The sequence below is a fragment of the Haemophilus aegyptius genome (assembly GCF_900475885.1).
GTDB classification, from domain to species: domain Bacteria; phylum Pseudomonadota; class Gammaproteobacteria; order Enterobacterales; family Pasteurellaceae; genus Haemophilus; species Haemophilus influenzae.
Genome location: NZ_LS483429.1, coordinates 420682 through 433765 on the forward strand (window position 1 = coordinate 420682; position 13084 = coordinate 433765).

The 13084-nt window shown below is 37.6% G+C and carries 15 protein-coding genes and 4 tRNA genes; 3 read left to right on the forward strand and 16 right to left on the reverse strand.

Annotated elements, in window-relative coordinates; all coding sequences use genetic code 11:
* Window positions 1-240: 240 nt before the first annotated feature.
* Window positions 241-1611: an adenylosuccinate lyase gene (gene purB, locus DQN49_RS02275; RefSeq protein WP_006995300.1), complete on the reverse strand. Its 1371-nt coding sequence runs from the start codon at window positions 1609-1611 to the stop codon at window positions 241-243.
* Window positions 1612-1633: 22 nt separating this feature from the next.
* Window positions 1634-2251, reverse strand: coding sequence for a high frequency lysogenization protein HflD (gene hflD / locus DQN49_RS02280; RefSeq protein ID WP_005688125.1), 618 nt, complete (start codon window positions 2249-2251; stop codon window positions 1634-1636).
* Window positions 2252-2379: 128 nt separating this feature from the next.
* On the opposite strand from hflD, the gene trpS reads away from it, so the two are divergent.
* Both trpS and DQN49_RS02290 read left to right on the forward strand, forming a co-directional pair.
* Window positions 2380-3384 (forward strand): tryptophan--tRNA ligase, encoded by a 1005-nt coding sequence (trpS, locus tag DQN49_RS02285; protein ID WP_006995299.1) that lies wholly within the window; start codon window positions 2380-2382, stop codon window positions 3382-3384.
* Window positions 3385-3406: 22 nt separating this feature from the next.
* Window positions 3407-3697, forward strand: a complete 291-nt coding sequence (locus DQN49_RS02290) for a YfcZ/YiiS family protein (RefSeq protein WP_013527375.1) — start codon at window positions 3407-3409, stop codon at window positions 3695-3697.
* A gap of 48 nt (window positions 3698-3745) precedes the next feature.
* Here DQN49_RS02290 and dusA read toward each other — a convergent pair whose 3' ends face one another.
* From dusA to DQN49_RS02325, 8 genes are all read right to left on the reverse strand, one after another.
* Window positions 3746-4735, reverse strand: a complete 990-nt coding sequence (gene dusA, locus DQN49_RS02295; protein ID WP_032826249.1) for a tRNA dihydrouridine(20/20a) synthase DusA — start codon at window positions 4733-4735, stop codon at window positions 3746-3748.
* Window positions 4736-4737: 2 nt separating this feature from the next.
* Window positions 4738-4914, reverse strand: a complete 177-nt coding sequence (locus DQN49_RS10370) for a hypothetical protein (RefSeq protein ID WP_006995296.1) — start codon at window positions 4912-4914, stop codon at window positions 4738-4740.
* Complete coding sequence (locus DQN49_RS10375; RefSeq protein WP_006995295.1) at window positions 4911-5198, reverse strand: chloride channel protein; 288 nt, start codon at window positions 5196-5198, stop codon at window positions 4911-4913. The genes DQN49_RS10370 and DQN49_RS10375 overlap by 4 nt, the downstream gene beginning before the upstream one ends.
* A 473-nt stretch (window positions 5199-5671) precedes the next feature.
* A complete protein-coding gene (gene tuf, locus DQN49_RS02305) occupies window positions 5672-6856 on the reverse strand; it encodes an elongation factor Tu (RefSeq protein WP_005654658.1) in 1185 nt (394 codons plus the stop codon).
* Between the two features lie 104 nt (window positions 6857-6960).
* Window positions 6961-7036: transfer RNA gene (locus DQN49_RS02310), tRNA-Thr, on the reverse strand.
* 3 nt (window positions 7037-7039) lie between these two features.
* Window positions 7040-7114, reverse strand: a tRNA-Gly gene (locus DQN49_RS02315).
* A 42-nt stretch (window positions 7115-7156) separates the two neighbouring features.
* Window positions 7157-7241 (reverse strand) — tRNA-Tyr (locus tag DQN49_RS02320).
* Between the two features lie 29 nt (window positions 7242-7270).
* Window positions 7271-7346, reverse strand: a tRNA-Thr gene (locus tag DQN49_RS02325).
* 216 nt (window positions 7347-7562) lie between these two features.
* Here DQN49_RS02325 and coaA point away from each other — a divergent pair.
* Complete coding sequence (gene coaA / locus DQN49_RS02330) at window positions 7563-8486, forward strand: type I pantothenate kinase (RefSeq protein WP_005655205.1); 924 nt, start codon at window positions 7563-7565, stop codon at window positions 8484-8486.
* A gap of 90 nt (window positions 8487-8576) precedes the next feature.
* On the opposite strand, the gene rseB is transcribed toward coaA, so the two are convergent.
* The 6 genes from rseB to trkA all read right to left on the reverse strand — a co-directional run bounded on the left by rseB (window position 8577) and on the right by trkA (window position 13077).
* Window positions 8577-9524: a sigma-E factor regulatory protein RseB gene (gene rseB / locus DQN49_RS02335; RefSeq protein ID WP_006995294.1), complete on the reverse strand. Its 948-nt coding sequence runs from the start codon at window positions 9522-9524 to the stop codon at window positions 8577-8579.
* Window positions 9525-9603: 79 nt separating this feature from the next.
* The gene (locus DQN49_RS02340; RefSeq protein WP_006995293.1) at window positions 9604-10191 is read right to left on the reverse strand and encodes a sigma-E factor negative regulatory protein; all 588 of its coding nucleotides are present in this window, start codon (window positions 10189-10191) and stop codon (window positions 9604-9606) included.
* A 24-nt stretch (window positions 10192-10215) separates the two neighbouring features.
* Entirely contained in the window at window positions 10216-10785 is a 570-nt protein-coding gene (gene rpoE, locus DQN49_RS02345; protein WP_006995292.1) for an RNA polymerase sigma factor RpoE, read from the reverse strand.
* 108 nt (window positions 10786-10893) lie between these two features.
* Entirely contained in the window at window positions 10894-11151 is a 258-nt protein-coding gene (locus DQN49_RS02350) for an FAD assembly factor SdhE (protein WP_006995291.1), read from the reverse strand.
* An 89-nt stretch (window positions 11152-11240) separates the two neighbouring features.
* Window positions 11241-11627, reverse strand: a complete 387-nt coding sequence (mscL, locus tag DQN49_RS02355; RefSeq protein ID WP_006995290.1) for a large-conductance mechanosensitive channel protein MscL — start codon at window positions 11625-11627, stop codon at window positions 11241-11243.
* 73 nt (window positions 11628-11700) lie between these two features.
* Complete coding sequence (trkA, locus tag DQN49_RS02360) at window positions 11701-13077, reverse strand: Trk system potassium transporter TrkA (protein WP_006995289.1); 1377 nt, start codon at window positions 13075-13077, stop codon at window positions 11701-11703.
* Between the last annotated feature and the right edge of the window lie 7 nt (window positions 13078-13084).

A 13084-nucleotide genomic window follows, 5' to 3' on the forward strand; every position in this document is an offset into this window, starting at 1 on the left:
CTCGGAATTAATTTACCTAATCCTAAGATTAGGATGACTTCGGCGCCCAGAAGCAAGAAAAATTCTTATTCTGTTCACCATCTACGTAGGATAATTAAGATTACTCCCCTACGGTCTTGGATGGGGCTTGAATAGGTCAAGCACCAACCAGAAATTTGTTAGATTGACTAACACAGGCGCAGGATTATAGAGAAAAGCTATGTTCTTGTAAAGAATATTGTTGAAAAAAGAGCCAAATTCCTATGATAGTTTTTCTACTAATTCCACTGCAGCCCCAATATAAGTAGCAGGTGTTAATTTTTGTAAACGTAATTTTTCTTCTTGTGGAATATCCAACTTATCAATAAATTCACGCATAGCCTGTTCTGTCACTCGTTTACCTCGCGTTAATTCTTTTAATTTTTCGTAAGGTTTTTCTATTCCGTAGCGACGCATTACGGTTTGAATTGGTTCAGCCAAAACTTCCCAGTTTTGATTGAGTTCTTCTAATAAGTGCGGTTGATTTACTTCAAGTTTACTCATGCCTTTGCGCGTTGAAGCATAAGCGATCAAACAATAACCTAATCCTACGCCTAAATTACGTAATACAGTTGAATCTGTTAAGTCACGCTGCCAGCGAGAAATTGGTAATTTTTGACCTAAATGGGTCATCACTGCATTGGCTAATCCTAGGTTGCCCTCTGAGTTTTCAAAATCAATTGGATTGACTTTGTGTGGCATGGTAGAAGAACCAATTTCGCCTGCAATAGTTCGTTGTTTAAAGTGATTTAATGCAATGTATCCCCATAAATCCCGATCAAAATCAATGATAATGGTATTAAAGCGAACTACAGCATCAAAAAATTCAGCGATGTAATCGTGCGGCTCAATTTGTGTGGTATAAGGATTCCATTGAATACCTAATGAAGTGACAAATTCTTCGCTGAATTTATGCCAATCAATATTAGGATATGCCGATAAATGCGCATTGTAGTTACCTACTGCACCATTGATTTTACCTAAGATTTCCGCATTTTGGAGTTGTTTAAATTGACGTTTTAGGCGGTAAACGACATTCGCCATTTCTTTGCCCACGGTGCTTGGTGAAGCTGGCTGGCCATGTGTGCGAGAAAGTAATGGAATCGTTTTATATTCTTCTGCAAGACAAGTGATTTCATCAATCAGTTTTTGCCATTCTGGTAAAATCACTTCGTCACGAGCGGTGCTTAACATTAATGCGTGAGAGAGATTGTTAATATCTTCTGAGGTGCAAGCGAAGTGAATGAATTCGGACACGTTCACTAGTTCCACTTCGTTTTGAATTTTCTCTTTCAGAAAATATTCAACGGCCTTTACATCGTGATTGGTTGTGCGTTCAATTTCTTTAATACGCGCAGCATCGGCCTCATTAAAATTAGCCACAATTCCATCTAAAAAAGCATTTGCTTGCGTAGAAAATGGCGGTACTTCGGTAATGTCTGCCGTTGAAGCTAATTTTTGTAACCAACGAACTTCCACAGCTACACGGAATTTCATTAACCCGAATTCGCTAAAAATAGCACGTAATGGCGTTACTTTATCTTGATAACGACCATCAAGAGGGGAAAGCGCGGTCAGTGTAGAGAGTTGCATAAATGTTTGCTCCAGAATTGTATTAATAAATAGAAGAATAAATCTGTTTTGCGGTGGCAAGTAATTTTCTGCGGAAAAATAAAATTTGCCATTTTGTTCCGCCCATTTGTTTCCACAGCACGGCAGAGCGAATGCCTGCAAGTAAAACTGCACGGATTTTATTTTGCACGAGTTCTTGTCGCAAATAATCAGGCGAGCCTAGTATGTGAATTTTTTTGCCCAATGGGCTAATAATATCGCTGTAAATATTTGCCATAATAGATAGCATTGTTTCACTATCACGAGCGTAATGAATTTCCTGTTCTTTTAGGCGAGAAATTCGATTGCCTAATGTTTGTTTAGCATCGGGATTTTTCGATAATTTCCCTTCTAATGCCAAAAGGCTTAACCAATAGCGAGTTAAATTTTGATCGCCTTGTGCATTGAGCTGATGAATTAAGGTTTCTAGACCTAATTTTAAATGACGAACTTCTCCACCAAAAACATCTTCGATTCGTTGTGGTTGGGTAATGAAAAGGCTATTAAGTGCGGTTAAAAATGTATCTGAATCTGCTCGACTTTCTGTTGCAAGTTGATGAACCAATTTTGCTGATTGACACACTCCAGCAAGGGCAAGAACAATATCGTGGTAGTTTTTCATTAGGAAATATTAGGAAAACGTTTCCGTTAAATATAGCATTTTTAACCTAGCTTTTGAACTCGAACATTAAAAAAGCCTAGAGTTTCTGGTATGATGTGAAAACAATTTTAAGGTATTAAGGATTGATTATGGCTAAACCAATTGTTTTTAGTGGCGTGCAGCCTTCTGGTGAATTAACTATCGGAAATTATTTGGGTGCGTTGCGCAACTGGGTAAAAATGCAAGAGGATTATGAATGTATTTTCTGCGTAGTTGATTTACATGCGATCACTGTACGTCAAGATCCTGTTGCCCTGCGCAAAGCAACGCTTGATGTGCTTGCACTTTATTTAGCGTGCGGAATTGATCCAAATAAAAGTACTATTTTTGTTCAATCTCACGTTCCAGAACACACGCAATTAAGCTGGGTGTTAAACTGCTACACCTATTTCGGTGAAATGAGCCGAATGACGCAATTCAAAGATAAATCAGCGCGTTATGCAGAAAATATTAACGTAGGTTTGTTTGATTATCCTGTGTTAATGGCGGCGGATATTTTACTTTATCAAGCGAAAAGCGTGCCCGTTGGCGATGACCAAAAACAACACTTAGAAATTACGCGTGATATTGCAAACCGCTTTAATGCGCTTTATGGCAATATTTTCACCATTCCTGAAATTTTCATTGGAAAAGCAGGCGCGCGTATTATGTCATTGCAAGATCCTGAAAAGAAAATGTCAAAATCAGATGATAATCGCAACAATGTAGTGACACTTTTGGAAGATCCAAAATCTGTGGCGAAGAAAATTAAACGTGCCGTAACAGATTCAGATGAGCCACCTGTTGTTCGTTATGACGTGCAAAATAAAGCGGGGGTATCCAATCTTTTAGATATTCTTTCTGCGGTTACGGATAAGCCAATTGCCGATCTTGAAAAAGAATTTGAAGGTAAAATGTACGGACATTTAAAAACAGCAGTGGCGGATGAAGTATCAACTTTACTTGCTGGTTTACAAGAACGTTTCCATCAATATCGTAATGATGAAGCTTTATTAGATAATATCTTACGACAAGGTACGGACAAAGCTCGTGCAAAAGCGCAAGAAACCTTGGCGAAAGTGTATGAAGCACTAGGTTTTGTTGCTGCAAAATAATCTGAATAAAAGGGATAATATTATGGCCATTCAAACTGAAAAACCGATTGAATGTGTAGGTTGTAACACATTTGATATGAAATCACTTTTCGATAATCGTGATTGTAGTCAGGTTATTGAATATGTTTATGACAGTGAGAAACAAGCGCAAGAAGCGCTCGCATTTTTTACTCAGAAAGCGCGTGATGTAGAAAGTGAACCTTGTGAAATTCAATCTGAAATTACAAAAGTGGATGATGGCTATTTATTAAAGGCAGATTTAACTTTCTGTTGCCAAGCTGAATTGGTGATTTTTCAAATGCGTATTGCATAAGAAAAACAGCTGAAAAATAAGCCGCACTTTTGCGGCTTATTTTGTTTTTTAGGATTCGTTTTCTACAAAGCTTAGGGCGGTTTCAACCACTTCAACTCCCGCACCTTGTTTAAACGCATTTTCGCTTAAATAGCGTCGCCATTGACGGGCACCTTTGCAATTTTGGAATGCGCCTAGCATATGGCGGACGATATGATTAAGGTGTATTCCTTGGTTAAGTTGTTGTTCAATATAAGGAAGCATTGACTGTACCGCTTCATGAGCGGTAACAATTGCAGCATTAGGATAAAATAAGGCTTGGTCAATTTGCCCAAGTAAACTTGGATTTTGATAGGCCTCTCGCCCAACCATCACGCCGTCCACATATTGCAAATGTTGTTTCATTTCTTCAATGGTTTTTATGCCGCCATTAATTGCGATAGTTAGATGTGGAAAATCACGTTTTAGTTGATACACCCGAGCATAATCTAATGGTGGAATTTCTCGATTTTCTTTGGGACTTAACCCTGAAAGCCAAGCTTTTCGTGCATGGATAATAAACTCTTGGCAACCTTTTCCTTGAACTTTTTCAATAAAATCACATAAAAATTCATAGCTGTCTAATTCATCAATACCAATACGTGTTTTCACAGTGACTGGAATTTTGACCGCACTTTGCATTTGTTCTACACAGTCTGCCACCAAATCTGCTTTCGCCATTAAGCAAGCACCAAACATTCCATTTTGTACGCGATCAGAAGGGCATCCTACATTAAGATTAATTTCGTGATAACCTCGTTCCTCAGCAAGTTTTGCACAATGTTTGAGTTGTTCAGGATCGCTTCCTCCCAGCTGTAACGCAACGGGATTTTCTTGTAAATCAAAATCCAAGTGATCGTATTTGGCATGGATAATCGCAGGTGCTGTGACCATTTCAGTGTAAAGTAACGCATGCTTTGAAAATTGGCGATGAAAATAACGACAATGGCGTGTTGTCCAATCTAACATTGGCGCAACAGAAAAACGGCCGCGGTAAAAGTGCGGTAGATTTTGAGGCATTTTTATTTCTCTTGTTCGGTTTTGCTGCGTAATTCTTCGGCTTGACGAGCTTGCATTTGCTGGCGAAAACGGCCTGCAGCAAAGTGGTAAAATGGTTTAGGACTAAATTGGCGCGAGATTATGGATGCAATAATGCTGGAAATCAAGAGCCAAATGAGAACGAGTTGCGCGCCTGTCATTTCCACTCCAACAGTGCGGCAAGCACTAAACCCAATAATAAAGCAATATAAATAGGAGGTTGGCGAACCCAGCCACGCCATTTTTCAGGTAATAATCCTGCGATACCTTTTGCTAATAATCGTCCAAATATGCCACCTAGAATGCCACAACCCACCCCACAAATTGCAAGCCAAAGATAGAGATAAGAAACCGATGTTGCCCCTTGATAACGTGGAAAATAAGGGCTGTTTCCTTGAATCGCGACAAGAATAAAACCAGCAGCTAATACGCCCAACTGATGCACCGATAAGCATAGCCAAAAAGGTAAGAGGAATTTTCCAAATAGTTTGGCTGAATTCAACTAATACTTGCGGAATACCACTTCCTCCAACATATGGAGTATATTTTTTCGTAAACCAAGTCAGGCAAGCTATGCCTATGATTAGGCAGATAAATTCTAAACTTTTGTGGGGAATTCTGTATGTTTGACGTAATTTCTTATGGAAAAAATAGAGTAAGTGAAATTTGAGTGGACATAACATAGTAGTTTATTTGATTAATACCAATTAATTAAAAATTATAGAAGTGTCATTTATAAGGAGCAATGTATTTATTGTTCTAGGAATCAAATAAATGACTTATTATCTAAAATCTATTAACTTAATAAATATTTAAACGAATTATCAAATATAGAATAAAAAATGCGGAGAATTTTCTCCGCACTTTTCTTTTTACTTCTTCTGTCTTTTATCTTTAAGACATTCAAGAGTTCATCTATTATTTGATGATTTTCGCAACAACGCCAGCACCTACTGTACGGCCACCTTCACGGATTGCGAAACGTAAACCTTGATCCATCGCAATTGGGTGGATTAAGCTTACTGTCATCTTGATGTTATCCCCTGGCATTACCATTTCCACGCCTTCTGGTAATTCAATAGTTCCAGTCACGTCTGTTGTACGGAAATAGAATTGTGGACGGTAACCTTTGAAGAATGGAGTATGACGACCACCTTCATCTTTTGATAATACGTACACTTCTGATTCGAAGTCAGTGTGTGGTGTGATTGAACCTGGTTTCGCTAATACTTGACCACGTTCGATTTCTTCACGTTTTGTACCACGTAATAATGCACCGATGTTTTCACCTGCACGACCTTCGTCAAGTAATTTACGGAACATTTCAACACCCGTTACAGTAGTTTTCGCTGTATCTTTGATACCGACGATTTCTACTTCATCACCTGTACGGATGATACCACGTTCTACACGACCTGTTACTACAGTACCACGACCTGAGATTGAGAACACGTCTTCGATTGGAAGAAGGAACGGTTGGTCAATCGCACGTTCTGGTTCTGGAATATAAGTATCTAAGTGACCCGCTAATTCTAGGATTTTTTCTTCCCATTCTGCTACGCCGTTTAACGCTTGTAATGCAGAACCACGTACGATTGGTGTATCGTCACCTGGGAAGTCATATTGAGATAGAAGTTCACGAACTTCCATTTCTACTAATTCTAATAACTCTTCGTCATCTACCATGTCGCATTTGTTTAAGAATACGATGATGTATGGAACACCTACTTGGCGACCTAATAAGATGTGTTCACGAGTTTGTGGCATTGGACCATCTGTTGCTGCTACGACTAAAATAGCACCATCCATTTGTGCCGCACCAGTAATCATATTTTTAACATAGTCGGCGTGTCCCGGACAGTCTACGTGTGCGTAGTGGCGAGTCGGTGTATCGTATTCAACGTGTGAAGTGTTGATGGTAATACCACGCGCTTTTTCTTCTGGCGCGTTATCAATTTGGTCAAATGCACGCGCTGCACCACCGTAATGTTTTGCTAATACGGTTGTGATTGCTGCTGTTAAAGTTGTTTTACCGTGGTCAACGTGGCCGATTGTACCCACGTTTACGTGCGGTTTTGTACGTTCAAATTTTTCTTTAGACATTGAAATAGTCCCTCTAAATAGACACGGTTATCGATGGGTAAATTAAACCACATTAACCAATAAATTTATTTGCTGATTGATATAAGGATGAGGAATTATAAGACTGGTGCTGATAGGCGGATTTGAACCGCCGACCTCACCCTTACCAAGGGTGCGCTCTACCAACTGAGCTATATCAGCGTCTGGAGCGGGCAGCGGGAATCGAACCCGCATCATTAGCTTGGAAGGCTAAGGTAATAGCCATTATACGATGCCCGCAAGTCCTAAATTCGTCTGTCCCATCAGGATCCATCTAAAAGATGGTGGAGGGAGAAGGATTCGAACCTTCGAAGGCTGAGCCAACAGATTTACAGTCTGCCCCCTTTGGCCGCTCGGGAACCCCTCCACACTAAATGAATACTTGATACGAAAGAATGGTGCCGACTATCGGAATCGAACTGATGACCTACTGATTACAAGTCAGTTGCTCTACCTACTGAGCTAAGTCGGCGTGTCGTAAGCAAGTGAGGCGTATTATATGGAAAAAACTTTAACTGACAAGTATTTTTTATAAAAAAGTTTATTTTTTTGATTATTCGTTTAAATCACAATCAAAAAAGTGATTTTTTAATCAAATTAGCGCACATTTAATGAAAAATGAATGCTAAATTTTTATTTATAGCGTATATTTTTCTCCAATTTGTCTATTTGACTCAATAATATCTCAATGAATCTAACCCCTTTTTTAAGTTTTAACCGCAAACAATGGGCAGAATTGCGTAAATCTGTCCCCCTAAAACTTACAGAACAAGATCTTAAACCGCTTTTAGGTTTTAATGAAGAGCTATCTTTGGATGAAGTCAGTATGATTTATTTACCATTAGCTCGTTTAATTAATTATTACATTGACGAAAACCTTCGCAGACAAGCTGTTTTACACCGTTTTTTAGGGCGTAATAAAACAAAAGTACCTTATATCATTAGCATTGCAGGTAGCGTAGCGGTAGGGAAAAGCACTTCAGCACGAATACTCCAATCACTTCTTTCCCATTGGCCAGCGGAGCGCAAAGTAGATCTTATAACTACTGATGGTTTTTTATATCCATTAGAAAAACTAAAAAAAGATCATCTTTTACACAAAAAAGGTTTCCCTATTTCTTATGATACGCCCAAACTTATTCATTTTTTAGCTGATGTAAAATCTGGCAAAACTGAGGTGGAAGCACCAATCTATTCGCATTTAACCTATGATATTATTCCTGATAAATTTAATGTGATAAATAAACCTGACATTCTTATTTTAGAGGGCTTGAATGTACTTCAAACGGGTAATAATAAAACCAATCAAACATTCGTATCAGATTTTGTTGATTTCTCTATTTATGTTGATGCAGAAGAAAAATTATTGAAAGAATGGTATATCAAACGGTTTCTGAAATTCCGCGAAAGCGCATTCAACGATCCTAATTCTTACTTTAAACATTATGCCAATTTATCGAAAGAAGAATCCATTACCACCGCTAGTAAAATTTGGGATGAAATTAACGGGTTAAACCTTAATCAAAATATTCTTCCAACTCGTGAGCGAGCAAATCTAATTCTAAAAAAAGGTCACAATCACCAAGTAGAATTAATAAAATTAAGAAAATAAAAATTCGCACGTAAAAATGTGCGAATCTTAGTCAATGCCTAACTCAAAATCAGTTATTGATAAAAATATCGTAAAAAATTACCGCACTTTTTATCTAAATTTGACGTCTTGTACAATGCGTTTTGCCGTCGAGATTGGTAATTGCCCAATAAAAGTAATTTCTTTTCCTCCGATGACCTCGCTATAAATCGTATAAGCCCCTTGTTTCCAAGTATTTTCTGGTAGGTCATTAGAGCCTACATTAGAGACAAACAACGTAAAAGTAAATAAGCCATCACTATATAATGCGCTATCTATGATTTCATTTTCTAATATTTCTTGAGTATATCGAACTAAAGAAAAACCTTGTGGCAACCAACCTGCAGACCAAGTTATATCTGAACTTTGTTCATTTTTACTTTCTTTCAATAAAGGGGGCAATGATACCTTGTTAATATAATCCGTTAATCCTCTCAATCTGTCATCGATGTAAAGTGTTACAACTCTAAATTGATCAAGTAGCTTGCCTTCGCGATCAAGCATATCACTGCGTAATAACAAGCCATTTTCTTCATCGATAAACACCAAATATTGATACCGAAAATCATCTTTAGGAACAATTCTAATCGTATCAGCGAAACGCCCAGCAACGCGATCTTTACCTAATTTTACGAAATCATAATCAGAAGAAAGCTTATCAAAATTTGCACGCACAACCGCAGGCATCGTATCAACTATATTGCCACTATTAAGCGTAAATGCTTGAGCATTTGGCTGAAAATAACTGACTAAATTATCACGTTGAATAATTTCTTGCTGGCGACCATCTAAAATGACTAATTGTGCGTAGGTTTTGTTATCTTGTTTGATATGTCGATAACGAAATGAATCCATATTTGCAGGAGTGGTTTGTACAAAAGCAATTTCATAATTGAGATTATCCAATGCTTGTGTCATTTTATCTAAAGACTGCTTCGCAGAAAGCTCTTCAGCAGAAGCAATGCTAGAGAATAACAAAGAAAGAGAAAGTGCGGTAAATTTTAATAGGATTTTTTTCATAGAAATCTAAAGGATAAAAATTTACCACACTAAATAACAATTAGGTGGTGAATCAATAATCTGAACAAAGGAAATCAATTTATCTTACTTGACTTCTACTTACATCTGAAGAATCAGAGTGCATACGACGTTGCAATTCATAGTTTTGCAACATTGCGCCAATACGACGACTTTTTTTCTCAAGCTGATCTGAAGTTAATGTATCTTTACTTGGCGCATTATAGCTAACCTCTTGAACCGCATTATTAAATGGCAAGGTTTGCAACACTGACACTTCTGGTAAATTAGACGCTTCGTTTTTACTATTGAAAGATTGAACACCAAGTACTGCCACTAAACATACACCAGCAGCAACAGCAACTTGCGTCATTGGCGCAAAAAATGCCTTTAATTTTTGCATAAATGCAGAATTATGTGCATCTTCTGGTTCAGGTTGAGACACCGCAATAACATCGACTTTCTTCACGTCTTCTAACTCAATCAAATCTGCCATTTTAGCGGTAAAATCCGCCCCTAAAAAGACTGCACTTTCTTTACGCATTACTGAACGAACGGTATGAAATGAATGCCAAGACGCTTGTAATTCTTCGTCTCTTAATAAAGCATCTGTCAAGTCAGTTTTGACTTGTTCGCCATCCATATAGGCTGAAAGCTGCTCTTTTTGCATAGTAAACTCCAACTTTTATTCGCTCTACATTAGAGATTGAATTTTATTTTCGATCATTTCCCTTGCTCGGAAGATTCGGGAACGAACCGTACCAATAGGACAATCCATAATTTCTGCAATCTCTTCGTAACTTAAACCTTCTAGCTCTCGTAACGTAATCGCGGTTTTTAAATCTTCTGGTAAGTTATGAATAGTATCAAAAACAATTCTTTCTAACTCACTAGACAATATTTCATTTTCGGGTGTATCCACATCCCGCAAATGCGTACCCACATCATAATTTTCAGCATCTTCTGCCAAAATATCTTCATTTGGTGGACGGCGACCTTGAGCCGTTAAATAATTTTTTGCCGTATTAACGGCAATTCGATAAAACCATGTATAGAAAGCACTTTCGCCACGAAAAGATTCAATTGAGCGATAAGCCTTTATAAAGGATTCTTGCACCACATCAGGAATATCGTTACGTGATACATAGCGAGTCAAAAGCCCCGCCACTTTATTCTGATAACGAGAAACCAACAAATTGAAGGCTTTCTTATCCCCTTGCTGCACTCTTTCTACTAAAGCCTGATCTGTTAGCTGTTCAGCCATATTTCTCCTATGCCAATATCTAACACGCCTTAATATTCAAGACAGCAACCTCTTGTTGCAATCTCAGACACAGGTGTGTAAAAAAAGTTCATACGTATCTTAATAATTTTAATTAGTTGTGATTTTTTGTACGTTTTGGATATATTCCACCATAGATTGAATTTCTGAATCTGATGATTTACCACGATTAAAAAACCAAGAAAACAGCTGCAGATCTGTACTTGCTAATAAACGAATAAATATATCTTTTTTGTCATCTGTTAATTCATCAAAATGCTTCAAATAAAAAGGCATTATGATTTTATCTAACTCTAACATTCCTCGGCGACAATCCCATTCAATGCCAAGTTTATTATATTTTTCCATTTTATTTCCCTAAAATTGAGGGTTGATTATAGCTTAAAAAATAGTAATAAAAAAAGTCAGCATTTCTGCTAACTTTTATTTTTTTAATATTATTTATTCTTTAATAAATCACGAATTTCTGTGAGCAAATCTTCCGATGTAGGACCTGCTTTTTTCTCTTCTGGTTTTCTCACTTTATTAAGTCCCTTAATCATCATAAAGATTGCAAAAGCAATAATAATGAAATCGATCACATTCTGAATAAACACACCGTAGTTTAAAGTAACAGCTGGAACATCGCCTTGTGCTTGAGCTAATACAAATTTCATATCTTTGAAATCAATGCCACCCGTTAAAATACCAAGCACAGGCATAAAAATATCACTAACAAGTGAACTTACGATCTTACCAAATGCACCACCGATAATCACACCGACAGCCATATCTACAACATTACCACGCATTGCAAATTCGCGAAATTCTTTAATAAAATTCATAATAATGTTCCCCTTTAAAAATTACATAAAAAAGAGAGACTATTATAATTAATCACTCTGAAAAGTAAAAAAACTAAATAAAGAATGCACTTGGTTGGAATAATTTCTCAATTTCTGGCACATTTTTCTTATCACTTAAATAAATCACTATATGATCGCCTTCTTCAATAATAACTTGACGACGAGCAATAATTACATCATCCCCTCGTAATAAAGCCCCAATAATTGTTCCCATCGGCAAACGCAACTCACCAATTTTTCGCCCTACTATATTTGAAGTATTCACATTACCGTGTGCAACAATTTCAATGGCTTCGGCAATGCCATGTCGTAATGTTGCCACATTTTTTACATCGCCTTTACGCACGTGACCTAACAAAGCAGAAATCGTTACTTGTTGTGGAGAAACCGCAATATCAATCACGCCTCCCTGAATAAGATTAATATAGGCAATCCGTTGAATCAGTACCATTGCTTTTTTCGCGCCTAAACGCTTAGCTAACAAAGCCGACATAATATTCGTTTCATCGTCGCTACTTAATGAAAGAAATACATCCACACTTTCAATATGTTCTTCAAAAAGCAAGTTTTGGTCTGAGGCATCTCCATTAAATACTAACGTTTTTGGCAACTTTTCTGCTAAGGCTTGCGCTCTGTTTGAATCACGTTCAATAAGCTTTACAATACAAGAATTTTCCAAACGTTTTGCCACGCCAGAAGCAACATTTCCTCCACCAACAATCATTACTCGCTTATAAGGTTTCTCCAAACGTTGTAACTCTCCCATTACCGCCTTAATATGTTCAGTAGCACAAATAAACGTGATTTCATCGCCAGCTTCTACAATAGTTGAGCCTTGTGGACGAATCGGTTTACCGTTACGTAAAATAGACATAATGCGACAATCAATATGTGGCATATGTTCGCGAAATGCTGAAAGTGCATATCCAACCAAAGCCCCCCCATAATAAGCTTTCACTACAACAATACTAATACGATTATTGGCAAAATGGGCAACTTGTAATGCGCCTGGATAAGCAATTAAACGCGTAATTTCATCCGTTACAAGATTTTCAGGCGAAATTAAATGATCAATAGGAATATTTTCATTGTTGAACAACTTGTCTTTTTCACGTAAATATTCTGAATTACGGATACGTGCAATTCGCGTTGGCGTATTAAATAATGTATAGCCCATTTGGCAAGCGACCATATTGATTTCATCAGAGGCTGTCACAGCAACCATTAAATCGGCATCTGCTGCGCCTGCGTCACGAAGCACTTTTGGAGATGATGGAGAGCCTTGTACCACACGCAAATCGTGCTTTTCTTGCAATGTTTGTAACTGAGGAGATTCATTATCCACTAAGGTAATATCGTTATCTTCACTGACTAAGTTTTCTGCAAGCGTCGTTCCTACCTGACCTGCACCCAAAATGATAATTTTCATTATCACC